We start from the raw sequence: 17245 nt of genomic DNA on the forward strand, positions 1-17245 counted from the left end.
TTTTTTTATAGGAATTTTGTAGTTGTTTCATCATAGCGAACAGGATGGTGTGTTATATCCTGTTTTAATAGTTGTGTGCGTAACGGTTCGTGCATGATGGAGAAATATACAGAGTTTGCTTTTTTCTCTATATCTAAAGCGGCATGGTCGAATGTTTTTGTATGAGTAAGGATTGGAAGTTCGATTTTTTTCTTGTTTTTTGAAAGGTAAGTTTGTCCTTTTTGTGACATACCTAGCAGGCGAATATATGGTGCGTGTTGTTCTATATTTGCGCTACGTATTTCCTCTTTTGTTGTGTTTGTTAAAATGTGTGTACAAGCTCTTTGTAATCTAGTCCATGTATAACGTTTTGTTTTTAATGCTTCCATGAATGAATAGAAGGAGGAACTGTTTTGTATTTTTGATAAAATACGATGCTCTAAACCTTCTTCTATTTCATATATATGTCGTAAGTCCCCTGGAGACATCGTCATGAGTCTATATTTAAAAAATGAAAAGTATTGTTCCCAATTATGTAATATCCCGTAATTTTGTTTGTAATTTGCTAAAAGCGAAGTGGTTGCCTGTGGGAGAAAAGGTTCAATTGTTGTAAATGATCCTTCTTCGCTAAAGAGTTGTTTTCGGATGCTTGTCGCGCTTGCAATATGTTGGTCATTAAATGTTTCATCATGATAATGAGAGGCAAATCTTTTTATAGTTTGAGCTTGTATAGAGCTATTTTGTGACAGAATTGCTTTCATATATTGGAAGCCTAAAATATTATTTGGTTGTGACATATCTATGTTTTTTTCAGATGTTAAAATGTGTGAGAAAGCATCCGATGTTGCTTTTGCATAACTATTACCAGCGTCCATGAATTGTTTTACAAGGTAGTTAAAAGTCTCTTCTTCGTTTTTTTGTACGGAGATGGTATTATAAAAATTTTCGATTTGTCCATCCTCACTACCGAAACAAATTTCAGAAACACGTAGGGCATTTAAAATGGAAATAGCACCATTTGCGAAGGTTTCAGCCTTTTGTGTTGCAAAGATGTATGGAAGCTCTACAACAAGGTCTACGCCGTTTGCTAAGGCCATTTTAGTGCGATACCATTTGGAAATGAGTGCGGGCTCACCACGCTGTAAAAAAGGACCACTCATAACGGCAATTATTATATCAGATTGTGTTAACTTTTTTGTCTGTTGCACATGATAAAGATGACCGTTATGAAAAGGGTTATATTCAACAACAATACCACCAGCTTTTATGGTAATCTCTCCTTTCGATGTAGCATCTTTTTGAAAAACGTGATACTCTATATATTATTTACTATGATGACTTCATTATAGTGTAAAGAAAAAACATTGACAAATATAAAATGGCTAGCTATAATTTTGTTTGTTGCCTTGAGGTGATATGATATGAAATGGTCCATCCATCAATTGAATAAATTGAGAAATAAAGGATTGACATTGGATGAGATGGTAGATGTAAGTGAGCTAAAAGAGGTCGAGAAAGATATTCGTGAAATTAATCCTGTTCATGTAACGGGAAGAGTTGATTTTGGCTCCGGTAAGTTTACGTTTCATCTACATATAACTGGAAGCATGGTTTTACCATGTTCTCGCTCTTTAGTAGATGTGACATTACCATTTGACATTAAAACAACTGAGGTGTTCCAAACTTCACAAGAAGAATTTGAAACTGAAGCTGAAATTCATTCTTTAGAAGGAGAAGTACTTGACTTACTGCCCGTAATCAAGGAAAATATACTTTTGGAGATTCCAATGCAAATTTTCAGTGATGATGTTTCTGGTGGAGCACCGACGCAAGGTCAAGACTGGCAAGTGATTTCGGAAGAAGACAAAGAAAAGACTGTTGATCCAAGATTGGCAGGACTTGCAAAGTTTTTTGACAAATAATCGGAAGACTGGTTCAGGCCTTCATATGAAAATAACTATTTCTTTTAAGGAGGTGGGAAGAATGGCTGTACCTTTTAGAAGAACTTCTAAAACAGTAAAAAGAAAGCGTCGTACGCATTTCAAATTATCAGTACCTGGTATGGTAGAGTGCCCAAGCTGTGGTGAAGCGAAATTAGCTCACCGTGTATGTAAAGCATGCGGTACTTACAAAGGTAAAGAAGTAATCAGCAAGTAATTGCGGGAAAATAAACGCAGAAGATATCTTCTGCGTTTATTTTTTTTGTCTTAATCTTTAGTTGTTGTATTCTATCTTTTCTAGTAACTGCATATGCTTAATAAAAAATGCATAGGGAGGACTAGAGAGATGGCGACAACAAGACAAGATGCTTGGACTGATGATGAAGATTTGCTTCTGGCAGAAGTAGTACTCCGGCATATTCGAGAAGGTGGAACACAACTTTCTGCCTTTAAGGAAGTGGGGAAAAATTTATCTCGTACACCAGCAGCATGTGGGTTTAGATGGAATTCTTACGTAAGAAAGCAATATAAAGAACGTATTGAGGAAGCAAAGCAACTTCGTAAAGTAGAAAATTATGAAGTGAAAGAGACAAAGGTGTTAGAACCTACGTCAATTACGTTGAATGATGTTATTGATTTCTTGCAAAATTATAAAGATGAAAACTCTTTAACGGTGTTGCAACAACAAGTTGAATCATTACAAACAGAAAGAGAGCGTCTTCTGGAGCGATTATCAGTATATGAAGAAGAGTATAGAACACTACTTGATTATATCGATCAAAAAAGAAGTGTAATGGTAGCGGAAAGAAACAATGCTCGCTCGAATGAGAAGTTAGAGAAGCTTAAGAAATAAAAAACAGCTGTTATACAGCTGTTTTTTTATTTCTTAAGCCGATTCTTCGTTTGTAACCGCATTCAAATTTGCTTCTGGATGCCAAATATAAAAATCTCCATCAGTTACTGATACGGGGTTGAAATTTAATTTATCCCAAAAACCAGCTGAATGAATACGTGCTATCGTTTTAATAGGAAATTGCATTTGTTTCGCATGATTTACAAGCATTTGCCCGAATCCTTGTTTTTGAAAAGTTGGTAATACTTCAAGTTTATAAAGTTCTAGGTAGGGACCTGTAATTTCGAATGGTTCTCCGCCGTTTCTTTTCATATATAGACTCATACGTGCGATTAGTGATCCGCCATAATAAATACCGTAAAATGGAGATTCACTGTCGTTTTCAATAATGTTTGCTTGTAATTCTTCCAGCATAGATAGTTCCTGGGCTCCGCACCCTTTAAATTTTTTGAATTCATCTAACGTTTTATAATTGATGAGCAAGCGCTCAACTTTTGGGAATCCCATTACATCACATCCTTTTCTTGTCTTGTTGAATGCAGAAAAGTAAAAATATTTATAATAATAGTATAACTCATTTTTTTATTTTTATGAAGAAGATAGTATATTTCTTTTTTATTTTTTTGAGGATTTGCTAAACTAAGAGTAGAAGCGTATTAATAGGTGGTACATACATAGTGAAAAATGAGAGTATATTTGTTGGGCAGAGGACAGCGGAATTATAGGGCGTGCTCAGGTGCTTTAAAAAGATATAAAGGGGGGAAGGCAAGGGCACTTAGTGTGAATTCCTTGTGTGAAAATGAAAATTGGAATTGTCGGACCAGGTGCTATTGGTCTATTGTATACATTTTATTTACAAAAAAATAACCAAGATGTTACGTTGTTTACAAGAACAGCTAAGCAAGCTGAAGAATTAAATGAAACAGGTGTAACTTGTATTAGAGATGGAAGATGTGAAACAGTATATCCATCTGTTTTACCGATAGAAAGTATGGTAGCGCAAAATTTAGATTATATATTTATTGCTGTGAAGCAATATCATATAGATGACGTACTACCGTTTGTGGAAGGGGCATCATCATTAATCTTTTTGCAAAACGGAATGTCGCATCTTCAAAAGATGCTGAACATAGGGAGTAAAAATATAGCTGTTGGTATTGTAGAACATGGTGCGAAAAAAGAGGGAGGGCATATCGTTCATCATACTGGGATAGGGGTAACAAAATTTGGAGTGGTTTGTGGTCAATCTATACATTTTAAAAAAATATTCAATTATTTTCCTGTTGCTTATTTTCCAGTTCAAATAGAAACGGATTGGGAAGAGATTATGCATAAAAAATTAGTAGTAAATGTATGTATCAATCCGTTGACAGCACTATTGGGAGTTAAGAATGGTGAATTAATCACGAATCGTTTTTTTTATCAAATGATGGAGCAAGTGTTTCAGGAGACAGCATTTCTTATTAGAGGAGAAAAAGAAATGGTATGGCAAATGGTACGAAATGTGTGTGAAGGAACGTCTCGTAATACATCTTCTATGCTAGCGGATGTAAGAGCGAGTAGAAAGACGGAAATTAATGCGATTGTTGGATATGTATTAGAAGAAGCTAAGAAACAGCAACGACCAGTTCCGACACTTCAATTTTTGTTCGATGCAATAAAAGGTTTAGAAACAAGAGTATAAGTGTTATTCTTTGCTTTTACGTGAAACATTGACTACAATGTGGATTGGTGAGAGAACTGGATACGAAAGGAAGAATTATATGGAGATAAAAGAAATCTCTGTTCCGCAACAAGGTATTGTAGCGGACTATATGAACGGTAAAAAAGAGATACAGTCATGTTTTGATTATATGTTAACAGAAGATGCTTTTAAACAACGTTTACATGATTTGCGTGAAAGGGAGTTTTTCCGCCAAGATTTAGTAGCGCATTTATTAGAATATAATACAAAATTACAAGCGGGAGAATCTACACTTCAAAATGTAAAAGCGCTTGGAGATGAAAATACATATGTTGTTATAGCTGGACAACAAGCGGGGTTATTAACTGGACCGCTTTATACAATTCATAAAGTTATTTCAATTTTACAGCTTGCAAAGGAAAAGGAAGAAAGTTTAGGAGTTAAAGTTGTCCCTGTCTTCTGGATTGCGGGTGAAGACCATGATATGGATGAGATTAATCATACTTTTGTAGCGAAAAATAAAAAGATGAAAAAAACTATTTTTTATGACCGTAATCCGAAAAAGGCAAGTGCTTCTGAGTCTGAACTTTCTGTTGAAGATTGTAGAAATTGGATTGAAGAGATTTTTAAAACATACCCAGAAACAAATTTTACAAAAGATGTATTAAAATTTGTTGATGATGCTTTGAAAAAATCGAATACGTATGTAGATTTCTTTGCTCATCTTATTACGAAAATCTTTGCTAATTCTGGTTTAATCCTTGTTGATTCACATCATCCTGAATTAAGAAAGTTAGAAATTCCATTTTTCAAGCGAATTATAAGTAAGTATAAAGAGGTACAAGAGGGCCTTCGTAATCAGCAGGAAGTAATTAAAGAACTAGGATACAAACCGATTATTGAAACGAAGTCTCATGCAGTGCATATATTCATGGAAATAGATAATGAACGAGTATTGCTTGAAGAGCATCAAGGTAAGTTTGTTGGAAAGGATGGGGCGCATTCCTTTTCATACGAAGAGTTGATTGAAGAGATGGAGAGAAATCCGGCACGTTTTAGTAATAATGTTGTAACACGTCCTCTTATGCAAGAGTATGTATTTCCTACGCTCGCATTTATTGGAGGTCCAGGGGAATTAGCTTATTGGAGTGAATTACAACAAGTATTCCATACTGTCGGTTTTCAAATGCCACCTGTCGTTCCTCGTCTTACAATTACTTATGTGGAGAGAGATATAGCGACAGATTTATTCGATCTGCAATTGAGAGAAATTGATCCGTTTTTAAATGATGTCGATAAACTGCGTGAAAACTGGTTGTCTAATCAAATAGAGGAACCGATTGATGATCATTTTGAAAAGGCGAAAAAAGAAATTGCCGATATTCATACATCTTTACAGCAATTTGTAAAGAAAATAGAGCCAGGGTTAGGTGCGTTTGCAGGGAAAAACGAATTGAAAATTAATGAACAAATTGAACTGTTGGAAAGAATGTTGAAAAGAAATGTTGAGAAAAAGTATGAGGTTCAGCTAAATAAATTCCGCCGTATACAATTCGCACTTCGTCCATTAGGTGCGCCGCAAGAACGTGTGTGGAATGTATGTTATTATTTAAATCAGTTTGGTTTGGATTTCGTTGATCGTGTAATGGAAAACCCTTTTTCTTGGGACGGAAAACATCATGTTATAAAACTATAAAATCTTGCTCTTTGGAGCAGGATTTTATTTTTATTCCGTTGAATTTACTGTGAAGTGATTTTTTTCTGAATTATCAATCAAAAAATGTTAGATATGGCAATTGTGTTGGATACTTAAATATATGACAAAATAGCACAAAATGTAAACGTATTATTCGCTTTTTCGACAGTTTTTTATTTAAATTCCCGCAAAAGATGATAAAATTTAGTATATAATAAAAGAAAATAGCGATTTGTATAGTATGTTGCCTTTGTTGGTAAGTTAAATGAGTCGTTCTTTCGTATTATTTCATTCTCTAAGCGTGAAATATGTGTTTAGAGGAAGGGATACATTCAACATAATTAATTGGAAAAAGAGTAGGTGCAACAATGTTTAAACACGTAACAGTGCTTTTAAAGGAAACAGTAGACGGCTTAGATATAAAGCCAGATGGTACATATGTAGATTGTACACTGGGGGGAGGAGGACATAGTTCTTATTTATTATCCCAATTAACTGAAGGTGGAAAATTAATAGCGTTTGATCAAGATGAGATAGCGATTCAAAACGCGAAAGAAAAGTTCTCTTCATACGGTGAACAGTTTATAACAGTAAAGAGTAACTTCCGTTATTTAGCTGAAAAACTGCAGGAAATAGGTATAACAGAAGTAGATGGTATTTTATTTGATTTAGGTGTTTCATCCCCACAATTAGATACACCAGAACGAGGCTTTAGTTATCATCATGATGCACCGCTAGATATGCGGATGGATCAAGATGCCCCATTAACAGCGTATGATGTTGTAAATAGCTGGTCATATGAACAACTTGTAAGGATTTTCTTCCAATACGGTGAAGAGAAATTTTCAAAACAAATTGCAAGAAAAATTGAAGCTTATCGTGAGAATAAAGCTATTGAAACGACAGGAGAATTAGTAGAGCTAATTAAAGAAGGTATTCCGGCTCCAGCTCGTAGAACGGGTGGGCATCCTGCTAAGCGAGTGTTTCAGGCAATTCGTATAGCTGTAAATGATGAATTAAAAGTATTTGAAGAAGCATTGGAATCTGCTATTGAGATGGTTAAGCCAGGTGGAAGAGTTAGTGTTATAACATTCCATTCATTAGAAGATCGTATTTGTAAAACAACGTTTAAGCGAAATAGTACAACGCCACAATTGCCGCCAGGATTACCGATTATTCCTGATGAATTTAAGCCGAAATTAAAGCTTATTACAAGAAAACCGATTTTACCTTCTGATATAGAGCTAGAAGAAAATAATCGTGCGCGTTCTGCGAAGTTGAGAATCGCTGAAAAACGATAAAAGGGAGAGAGAGGTATGACTAATTTAGCTGTAAAGTACAAACAACAAGCGCAAGAAGAGGTGCAAATTCAAACGCCCCCACAGCAGATGGCTAAGCCGAAGGTTAAAGCGAAAATTACAAGAATCGAAAAACTGTTGTATGTAGCGTTTATTGGCTTTTTATTGTATGCCTGTGTCGCGTTTATTGGAAATAAAGCAGGCCTTTATCAAGTTAATGTAGAAGCAGCGACGATAGAAGAAAAAATTGTACAGCAGCAAAAAGAAAATCAAGAATTACAAGCTGAAGTAGAGAAGCTAAGTCGCTATGAACGAATCGCTGAAGTTGCAAAAAAACACGGGCTAGAAATTAATGCGAATAATGTGAAAGGCCTCAAATAAGGCAATAGGTGTGAAGGAACGATGAAGAAGAATATGACTAAATTTCATACCAATAAGGGAGCAGGTTATTTTATGATATTTTTCCTCCTGCTCTTTTTGCTGTTATTAGCCCGATTTTTTTACATACAATCAACAGGAACAGTTCATAATCAGGATTTAGATGCACTTGCTAAACAAAAGCATAGTAAAAAAGGAGTTCTTGAAGCGAACCGAGGAACCATTTATGATCAAAACGGTCATGTGTTAGCGCAAGACGCAAACTCTTACAAAATGGTAGCTGCACTAAAAGGTGCTAACTCAGTTGAGAATAAAGAAGATACTGCAAAGAAAATTGCAGGAGTACTTGGAAAAGGCGAAGAGGATATTTTAGCTTCTTTAAATAAGGAAGGTAGAAGTCAAGTCGAATTTGGAACGTTAGGCAAGGATTTGACGAAAGAAAAGAAGGAACAAATAGAAGCGTTGAAGTTGCCGGGAATATCTTTTATTACAGAAAATGCAAGGGTGTATCCAAACGGTGATTTTGCATCTTACGTTATAGGTCATGCAAAACCAAATGAGAATGGAACCTCGGTAGGTCAATTTGGCATAGAGAAAAGCTTGGATAAATACTTAAGTGCCTCGAACGGAGAAGTAGCATATACAGGTGATCGTAAAGGTGTGTCCCTTGATGGGGGAAAAGTTAATGTAAAGGCACCTAAAAATGGAGATAACGCTTATTTAACAATCGATCAACGTGTCCAAAGTTATTTAGAAGACGCGATGAAAGCAGCAAGTAAGCAATATGAGCCAGAAAGTTTAATAGGGATTGTTGCAGATCCGAAAACTGGGAAAATATTAGCGATGTCTACTAAACCTAGTTATGACCCTAATGATCGTCAAATTAAATATTTCTTCAATGACGCAATTGCCAATGCATTTGAACCTGGATCAACAATGAAAATTTTCACGTTAGCGGCAGCTATTAATGAAGGTGTGTACAAAGGCCAAGATTATTATCAGTCCGGGACATATCAAGTCGGAAATAGGAAAATAAAAGATCATAACGGTGGTGCTGGTTGGGGCTCTATCACGTTTGATGAAGGGGTAGAGCGTTCTTCAAACGTAGCGTTTGCAATTTTAGGAGATCAAAAACTTGGTCCAGAACGTTTCCGAAAATATATTCATAGTTTTGGATTAGATGAAAAAACGAACATTGATTTATCAGGTGAAGGATCGAATACAATTTTATTTGATCAGCAAATACAACAAGTGACAACAGCTTTTGGACAAGGTTCCACTGTAACACCAATTCAGCTTGTACAAGCTGCAACGGCCATTGCAAATGATGGGAAAATGATGAAACCTTATGCAATTGATAAAATTGTAGATCCGATAACAGACAAAGTAAAATTAGAACATAAGCCAGAAGAAGTAGGAAAACCTGTTACAAAGGAAACAGCAGCGCAAGTAAGACAATTATTAGAACGTGTTGTTACATCTCCGAAAGGTACAGGGACAGCTTATAAAATTGATGGATATTCAGTTGGTGGTAAAACAGGTACAGCGCAAATTCCGGATGGAAAAGGCGGCTATATGACAGGGAGACAGAATTATATATTCTCATTCTTAGGTATGGCACCAATGGACGATCCACAACTTGTTGTGTATGTAGCTGTTAAACAGCCTAAATTAAAAGATGATGAGAACGGTGCACAACCGTTAGCTGATATTTTTAAATATGTAACAAAAAATAGTTTAGAGTATTTAAAGATTAAGCCAAATGAAGTTAAAGATCCGAAAAAACATCTGAAAGAACAACAAACTACTGTTCCGGATGTAAATGGTAAAACGATGGCTGAAGCGGGGAAAGCGATTGATAAAGCAAAACTTCGTCCAATCGTACTAGGTGAAGGGAAAGTACAGCAACAAGTACCAAAAGCGACTGAACAAACATTAAAAGGCGACCGAGTCTTCTTGGTAGGAGATAAGCCTACAATGCCAAATATACAAGGATGGGCACTGCGTGATGTTATGAATTTAGCGAAGACATTACAGCTTAACTTGAAACCTTCTGGTACAGGATACGTAACAGAACAAAGTGTGGCGGAAGGAACATTATTACAACCTGGTACAGAATTAGGTGTCACACTCGTACCGCCACTCGAACCACAGCAAGAAGCAGAAAAGCCGTAATGGTAAAAGAGAATAAGTTCTAATTAAATAAGTACAAGCATATATTGGAACAAGCTAGGCGTAAGGGAGGCTTGTTCCAATATGCGTGTATCAAATGTAACAGTTAGAAAACGACTTATTTTTATACTTATATCAGGTATACTTATTTTCACGATTATCGATATTCGTCTTGGATATGTGCAATTTTTTCTTGGGAATATGTTAACGGATCGTGCGAAAGATTCATGGAGTCGTAATATTACTTTCGAACCCGAACGTGGGAAAATTTTAGACCGAAATGGTGTGGAACTTGCCACGAATAAAAGTGCTCCAACTGTCTTTGTTGTACCGAGGCAAATTGAAAAACCAGCGGAGACTGCAGAGAAGTTAGCTGCAGTATTAGGTGTGGAAAAAGATGAGATTTATAAAAGGATTACAAAAAAAGAATCGATTGTAAGGTTAGATAAAGGCGGAAGGAAAATATCACATGACAAAGCGAAAGAAGTACGAGGATTAAGTCTGAAGGGCGTGTATATCGCAGAGGATTCTATCCGGTACTATCCATTTGGAAACTTTTTATCACATGTATTAGGTTTTGCAGGTAGCGATAACCAAGGTCTTATGGGACTAGAAAAATATTATGATAAAGAGCTAAATGGGGACAAAGGTCATGTGCGTTTTTTTGCAGATGCGAAAGGACAAAGGATGCCTAATGTTGGTGATGATTTCAAAAAGCCAGAAGCCGGTTTAAATTTAGGATTAACAATCGATGCGCGTATTACAAGGATTATGGAAAGAGAAATGAATATTGCGGAGTCAACTTATAATCCTGACGGTATGATTGCGATTGCAATGAACCCTAAAAATGGTGAAGTTTTAGGGATGTCTAGTCGACCGAGTTTTGACCCAGCGGATTTTCAAAGTGTCTCTCCAGAAGTGTATAACAGAAATCTACCTGTATGGAGTACGTATGAGCCTGGTTCAACATTTAAGATCATTACATTAGCTGCAGCATTGAATGAAAATTTAGTAGACTTAGAGAAGGATACGTTTTATGATGATGGAGCAGCTGAAGTAGGTGGAGCTAGATTGAAATGCTGGAAAGCAGGAGGTCATGGCAGTCAAACGTTTTTAGAAGTCGTTCAAAACTCATGTAACCCGGGATTTATTGAACTTGGTGATCGCCTTGGTAAAGACCGATTATTTAAATACATTCGTAATTTTGGTTTTGGGCAGAAGACTGGAATTGACTTGCAAGGTGAAGGCAGTGGGATTTTATTTAATTTAGATAAAGTTGGTCCAGTAGAGCAAGCAACAACTTCATTCGGCCAAGGAGTTTCTGTTACGCCGATTCAACAAGTAGCAGCTGTAGCGGCGGCTGTAAATGGTGGAACATTGTATCAGCCGTATATAGCTAAGGAGTTTATTGATCCGAAAAATAATCAAGTTGTTAGTAAAAAGACACCTGTTGAGAAAAGAAAAGTTATTTCCAAGGAAACTTCAGAAAAAGTTCGTTATGCATTAGAGAATGTTGTAGCGAAAGGTTCTGGTAAAGGTGCTTATATTGATGGATATCGCGTAGGTGGAAAAACGGGTACTGCTCAAAAGGTGAAGGATGGTAAATATTTAGAGAATAATTATATAGTATCTTTTATCGGATTTGCTCCAGCGGATGATCCAGAGATTGTTGTGTATGTAGCTGTTGATAATCCAAAAGGGGTTACACAGTTTGGTGGAGTGGTAGCAGCTCCGATTGTCGGGAATATCCTTCGAGATGCGCTTCCTGTTATGGGAGTGAAACCGAGAAAAGAACAAGTTGAGAAAGAATATAAATGGGGCGATACACCAACTGTGGAAGTTCCGAATTTAATTGGAATGAAAAAGAAAGACTTACAAACACAACTCGTCGATTTGAAGCTTGATATAAGTGGAGATGGAGAGAAAGTAATTAAACAATCACCAGAAGCGGGAGCTAAAGTAAAAGAAGGCTCAAAAATTAGAATTTACTTCGGGAATTAAAGGTAACATAGTACGTTTTATGGTACAATTGGTGGAAGTGAGTTCTTTATAGAACAGTTACTTAATTTGAGACAGTAAGTGTCTCATTCATAAATAGGTCAGTAGCACTTACCTCCTTATATAGGAGGTAATGTGTTGCTTACTGAAAAAAGATAAATAAACAATGTAGAGAGGGTTTAGTGAAATGAAGTTGCATACACTTGTATCATGTTTGCATGATTTTCCAGTTGTTCCAAAAGAAAATCCAGAAATCACATCTATAGAAGCTGATTCACGTAAAGTGAAAGAGGGAAGCTTATTTGTATGTATGAAAGGATATACGGTTGATAGCCATGATTTTGCTAAGCAAGCAGCGGCACAAGGAGCGGCTGCTATTGTTGCGGAAAGACCAATTGATGTTGACGTTCCAGTTGTACTTGTGAAAAATACTTTTCGTTCGTTAGCGGTTTTAGCTGATTATTTTTATGGTCAACCGACACACAAGTTACATTTAATCGGAATTACAGGTACAAATGGAAAGACAACAACATCGCATATTATGGATGAGATTATGCGAGCACATGGTCATAAAACAGGGCTAATTGGAACGATTAATATGAAAATCGGTGATGAAACATTTGAGGTGAAAAATACAACACCAGATGCACTAACACTTCAACAGACGTTTTCAAAAATGGTTGAACAAGGTGTGGACAGCACGGTAATGGAAGTTTCGTCACATGCGTTAGATCTTGGTCGTGTACACGGATGTGATTACGATGTAGCGGTGTTTACGAATTTAACACAAGATCATTTAGACTATCATAAAACGATGGAAGAATATAAACATGCAAAAGGGTTACTATTTGCACAGCTTGGCAATAGTTATAATCATAATCGTGAAAAGTACGCTGTGCTGAATAGCGATGATAATGTAACAGAAGAGTATATGAGAAGTACTGCAGCAACAGTTGTAACATATGGTATTGATACAACAAGTGACATTATGGCAAAAAATATCGTTATGACGAGTGGCGGGACTACATTTACGCTTGTCACACCATATGAAAGTGTAAATGTTACGATGAAATTAATAGGTAAATTTAATGTATATAACGTACTTGCAGCAACAGCAGCAGGACTTGTTTCGGGTGTGAAATTAGAAACAATCATTGCTGTTATAAAAGAACTAGCTGGGGTTCCAGGGCGTTTTGAAGTTGTTGATGGAGGACAAAATTATACAGTTATTGTTGATTACGCACATACGCCGGATAGTTTAGAAAATGTATTAAAAACTGCAAAACAATTTGCAAAAGGTGATGTGTATTGTATCGTTGGTTGTGGCGGCGATAGGGACCGAACGAAGAGACCGATAATGGCAAGTGTTGCAACAAAATATGCAACTCATGCAATTTACACATCAGATAATCCAAGAAGTGAAGATCCAGCGGCTATTTTAGATGATATGGTACATGGTGCAAGTGGGAAAAATTATGAAGTGATTATTGATAGAAAAGAAGCGATACACCATGCAATCACTAAAGCGAAAGCAGATGATATCATTATTATTGCTGGTAAGGGTCATGAAACGTATCAAATTATTGGTAAAGAAGTTCATCATTTTGATGATCGTGAAGTTGCTAAAGAAGCAATTAAAGGGCGTTTAAGCAACGAAGAGTAACAACGTGAGAGGAGGACTACATGTGCTTGAGCAAGGTTTATTAGTAACGGCTGGGGTAGCATTCTTAATTTCTGTTGCCCTTTCGCCATTGTTTATTCCATTTTTAAGAAAATTAAAGTTCGGACAGAGTATTCGTGATGAGGGACCAAAGTCACATCAAAAAAAATCAGGGACACCGACAATGGGTGGTATCGTCATATACGTATCTATGATGGTAACTTCACTTATTATGGCGATTAAGTTTAATTATTTAGGTGCAGAGGTTTCGTTATTACTATTAGTGACGTTTGGTTACGGCTTGATTGGATTTTTAGATGACTACATAAAGGTAGTTAAGAAGAGAAATCTTGGTTTAACATCAAAACAAAAATTAGTAGGTCAGCTTGTTATTGCTATTGCATTCTTTTTAATTGGAAAAGGGCAAGCGTTCCACACATACATCATGATTCCGGGAACGGATGTTAAGTTTGAATTAGGTTGGGCGTATTTCGTACTTGTACTATTTATGCTTATTGGTGGATCAAATGCAGTTAACTTAACTGACGGTTTAGATGGTTTATTATCAGGAACAGCTGCTATTGCATTTGGAGCATTTAGTATTATTGCTGTGGCACAAGAGCAATTTGGAGTGGCGATATTCTGTATGGCAGTTGTAGGAGCTGTACTTGGATTTTTAGTATTCAATGCGAATCCAGCAAAAGTGTTTATGGGAGATACAGGTTCATTAGCTTTAGGTGGAGCCATTGCAGCTGTAGCGATTTTATTAAAACAAGAATTGCTACTTGTAATTATCGGCGGAGTATTCGTAATGGAAACTTTATCGGTTATCATTCAGGTCATTTCATTTAAAACAACAGGAAAACGTGTCTTTAAAATGAGTCCATTACACCATCATTATGAATTATGTGGTTGGTCAGAGTGGCGTGTTGTTGTGACGTTTTGGTCTGCAGGATTTTTATTAGCTGTGTTAGGAATTTATATCGGGGTGTGGATGTAATTGAAAACTGTAACTGAATTTCAAAATAAGAATATTCTTGTATTAGGCATTGCAAAAAGTGGTTATGCAGCAGCTACATTGTTACAAAAGTTAGGGGCAAATGTTATTGTAAATGACGGAAAGCCTTTAGCAGAGAATGTACTTGCTGCAGAATTACAAGCAAAAGGAATGGACGTTGTATGCGGTGGTCATCCTTTAGAATTATTAGAGAGAAATATTTCTCTTGTAGTAAAAAATCCAGGAATCCCGTATTCTAATCCAATATTAGTTGCTGCGAAAGAAAAGCAAATTCCGATTGTTACGGAAGTTGAATTAGCATATCGTATTTCAGAAGCACCATTTGTTGGGATTACGGGGTCTAACGGTAAAACGACGACGACAATGCTGACATTTGAAATGCTAAAAGAAGGACAAAAGCATCCTGTAATTGCAGGGAACATTGGAACTGTAGCGTGTGAAGTAGCACAGGATGCAAAAGAAAATGAAGTTGTAGTTACAGAACTTTCATCGTTTCAATTGATGGGAGTAGAATTGTTCCAACCTAAAATTGCTGCGTTTTTAAATTTATTTGAGGCCCACTTAGATTATCATGGGACGAAGAAAGAATATGGTTTAGCGAAAGCAAATATTTTTAAAAACCAAACAGAAAATGATTATAGTGTAATAAATGCGGATGATGCAGATGTGATGGCTTTGTCTGCGTATTCTAAAGGTCAAAAAATCCTGTTTTCGACAACGAAAGAAATTGAAGATGGCGCGTGTATAAAAGATAACGCTCTTTATTTCAAAGGTGAAAAAGTTGTTGAAGTAAGCGATATCGTTTTACCTGGTCAACATAATCTAGAAAATATTTTAGCTGCGATGAGTATTGCGAAATTATTAGGTACTTCTAATGAAGCAATTACGGTCGTGTTAAAACGTTTTACGGGTGTAAAACATCGTTTAGAATATGTAACAACGATTAACAACCGTAAGTTTTATAACGATTCAAAAGCAACGAATATGTTAGCGACTGAGAAAGCACTATCTGCGTTTACACAACCGATTGTGTTACTAGCAGGTGGGCTTGATCGCGGAAATGAATTCGATGATTTAATTCCGTATTTCAAAAATGTAAAAGCGATTGTAACATTTGGACAAACAGCTCCCAAACTAGTAAGAGCGGCAGAAAAAGCGGGATTAGATATAATTGAAAGTGTCGATACTTTAGATGAAGCAGTGGTGAAGGCTTATGCTCATTCTAAAGATGGCGATGTCGTTCTTCTTTCTCCAGCGTGTGCAAGCTGGGATCAATTTAAAACATTTGAAGAAAGAGGAGACATTTTTATACAAGCTGTGCATAAACTTATATAAAGTAAATCAAAACATCAGTAGGCTAACACCTACTGATGTTTTGTTACATAGGGCAAAAGGTTCTGCCTAAAGAGGTGGTGTTTGTGGGTAATGAAGAAAACGCCTGATTTTATTCTCATCATCGTAACACTTTCATTGTTGACAATCGGAATGATTATGGTTTATAGTGCGAGTGCAGTTTGGGCCTCTTATAAAATGGGGGACTCATTCTTTTTTGCAAAAAGACAATTACTGTTTGCGGGTCTTGGTGTAGTAGCTATGTTTTTTATTATGAAAATTGATTATTGGGTGTGGCGTACGTATTCAAAAGTGATTTTGCTAGTTTGCTTCATTCTTCTTATTCTCGTTCTTATTCCTGGAGTAGGTCTTGTTCGAGGAGGAGCACGAAGTTGGATTGGAATCGGAGCATTTTCGATTCAACCGTCAGAATTTATGAAGTTTGCGATGATTATTTTCTTGGCAAAGTTTTTAGCAGAACGTCAAAAATTGATTACATCTTTTAAACGTGGTTTATTACCGGCTCTTAGTTTTGTTTTTCTTGCTTTTGGGATGATTATGTTACAGCCAGACCTTGGGACAGGAACGGTAATGGTTGGGACATGTATCATTATGATATTCATTTCGGGAGCGAGGGTCTTTCACTTTGCAATGTTTGGTTTGATTGGTGTAGCAGGATTTGTAGGGTTAATTGCATCAGCACCGTATCGAATGAAACGCATTACATCATATTTAGATCCGTGGTCAGATCCGCTCGGAAGTGGATTTCAAATTATCCAATCATTACTTGCAATTGGACCTGGTGGATTATTTGGGCTTGGACTTGGACAAAGTAGACAAAAATTTCTTTATTTACCTGAACCGCAAACTGACTTTATATTTGCGATCTTATCCGAGGAATTAGGTTTTATTGGTGGTTCATTTGTGTTATTATTATTTAGTCTATTATTATGGCGCGGGATTCGTATCGCATTAGGAGCGCCAGATTTATATGGTACGTTTTTAGCAGTAGGTATTGTGGCGATGATTGCGATTCAAGTAATGATTAATGTTGGTGTTGTAACAGGACTGATGCCTGTTACGGGTATTACCTTGCCGTTTTTAAGTTATGGTGGATCAAGTTTGACATTAATGTTAATGGCAGTAGGTGTATTATTAAATATAAGTCGCCATTCTCGCTACTAAACCCTGTTTATAAGACAGGGTTTTTCGTATGTGTGTAAAAATGCAATATGTA

15 protein-coding genes are annotated in these 17245 nt (G+C 36.3%); 13 read left to right on the forward strand and 2 right to left on the reverse strand.

The window, feature by feature from the left end; all coding sequences use genetic code 11:
* Window positions 1-5: 5 nt before the first annotated feature.
* Window positions 6-1187, reverse strand: a complete 1182-nt coding sequence (locus ACQGSG_RS02890) for a nucleotidyltransferase (protein ID WP_002103536.1) — start codon at window positions 1185-1187, stop codon at window positions 6-8.
* Between the two features lie 213 nt (window positions 1188-1400).
* On the opposite strand from ACQGSG_RS02890, the gene ACQGSG_RS02895 reads away from it, so the two are divergent.
* The 3 genes from ACQGSG_RS02895 to ACQGSG_RS02905 all read left to right on the forward strand — a co-directional run bounded on the left by ACQGSG_RS02895 (window position 1401) and on the right by ACQGSG_RS02905 (window position 2772).
* Window positions 1401-1901: a YceD family protein gene (locus ACQGSG_RS02895; RefSeq protein ID WP_000872149.1), complete on the forward strand. Its 501-nt coding sequence runs from the start codon at window positions 1401-1403 to the stop codon at window positions 1899-1901.
* A gap of 61 nt (window positions 1902-1962) precedes the next feature.
* The gene (gene rpmF / locus ACQGSG_RS02900) at window positions 1963-2136 is read left to right on the forward strand and encodes a 50S ribosomal protein L32 (RefSeq protein WP_001984764.1); all 174 of its coding nucleotides are present in this window, start codon (window positions 1963-1965) and stop codon (window positions 2134-2136) included.
* A 129-nt stretch (window positions 2137-2265) separates the two neighbouring features.
* The gene (locus ACQGSG_RS02905; protein WP_000246468.1) at window positions 2266-2772 is read left to right on the forward strand and encodes an RsfA family transcriptional regulator; all 507 of its coding nucleotides are present in this window, start codon (window positions 2266-2268) and stop codon (window positions 2770-2772) included.
* Between the two features lie 33 nt (window positions 2773-2805).
* Here ACQGSG_RS02905 and ACQGSG_RS02910 read toward each other — a convergent pair whose 3' ends face one another.
* Window positions 2806-3279 carry an N-acetyltransferase gene (locus ACQGSG_RS02910; RefSeq protein ID WP_000506692.1) on the reverse strand — a complete coding sequence of 158 codons (474 nt, stop codon included), beginning with the start codon at window positions 3277-3279 and terminating at the stop codon, window positions 2806-2808.
* Window positions 3280-3571: 292 nt separating this feature from the next.
* Here ACQGSG_RS02910 and panE point away from each other — a divergent pair, with 292 nt between their 5' ends.
* The 10 genes from panE (at window position 3572) to spoVE (ending at window position 17193) form a co-directional block, all read left to right on the forward strand.
* Window positions 3572-4456: a 2-dehydropantoate 2-reductase gene (gene panE / locus ACQGSG_RS02915; protein WP_325842612.1), complete on the forward strand. Its 885-nt coding sequence runs from the start codon at window positions 3572-3574 to the stop codon at window positions 4454-4456.
* Window positions 4457-4535: 79 nt separating this feature from the next.
* Window positions 4536-6152, forward strand: a complete 1617-nt coding sequence (gene bshC / locus ACQGSG_RS02920) for a bacillithiol biosynthesis cysteine-adding enzyme BshC (RefSeq protein ID WP_000403027.1) — start codon at window positions 4536-4538, stop codon at window positions 6150-6152.
* Between the two features lie 368 nt (window positions 6153-6520).
* Window positions 6521-7453 (forward strand): 16S rRNA (cytosine(1402)-N(4))-methyltransferase RsmH, encoded by a 933-nt coding sequence (gene rsmH, locus ACQGSG_RS02925; RefSeq protein WP_000472508.1) that lies wholly within the window; start codon window positions 6521-6523, stop codon window positions 7451-7453.
* Window positions 7454-7468: 15 nt separating this feature from the next.
* A complete protein-coding gene (gene ftsL / locus ACQGSG_RS02930) occupies window positions 7469-7831 on the forward strand; it encodes a cell division protein FtsL (RefSeq protein WP_000182804.1) in 363 nt (120 codons plus the stop codon).
* Window positions 7832-7903: 72 nt separating this feature from the next.
* Window positions 7904-10003, forward strand: coding sequence for a penicillin-binding protein (locus ACQGSG_RS02935; RefSeq protein ID WP_001987238.1), 2100 nt, complete (start codon window positions 7904-7906; stop codon window positions 10001-10003).
* An 81-nt stretch (window positions 10004-10084) separates the two neighbouring features.
* A complete protein-coding gene (locus tag ACQGSG_RS02940) occupies window positions 10085-12001 on the forward strand; it encodes a stage V sporulation protein D (RefSeq protein ID WP_001266237.1) in 1917 nt (638 codons plus the stop codon).
* Between the two features lie 184 nt (window positions 12002-12185).
* On the forward strand, window positions 12186-13661 hold the full coding sequence (gene murE, locus ACQGSG_RS02945; protein WP_000766316.1) for a UDP-N-acetylmuramoyl-L-alanyl-D-glutamate--2,6-diaminopimelate ligase: 1476 nt from the start codon (window positions 12186-12188) through the stop codon (window positions 13659-13661).
* A gap of 22 nt (window positions 13662-13683) precedes the next feature.
* Entirely contained in the window at window positions 13684-14658 is a 975-nt protein-coding gene (gene mraY / locus ACQGSG_RS02950; RefSeq protein ID WP_000893060.1) for a phospho-N-acetylmuramoyl-pentapeptide-transferase, read from the forward strand.
* The gene (gene murD / locus ACQGSG_RS02955; RefSeq protein ID WP_000860116.1) at window positions 14659-16011 is read left to right on the forward strand and encodes a UDP-N-acetylmuramoyl-L-alanine--D-glutamate ligase; all 1353 of its coding nucleotides are present in this window, start codon (window positions 14659-14661) and stop codon (window positions 16009-16011) included. It begins immediately after the preceding gene.
* A gap of 90 nt (window positions 16012-16101) precedes the next feature.
* Complete coding sequence (spoVE, locus tag ACQGSG_RS02960; protein ID WP_000753520.1) at window positions 16102-17193, forward strand: stage V sporulation protein E; 1092 nt, start codon at window positions 16102-16104, stop codon at window positions 17191-17193.
* Window positions 17194-17245: the final 52 nt, after the last annotated feature.

Origin of the sequence: Bacillus sp. GMa5/1 (assembly GCF_050172015.1) — a bacterium.
Classification (GTDB): Bacteria; Bacillota; Bacilli; order Bacillales; family Bacillaceae_G; genus Bacillus_A; species Bacillus_A cereus.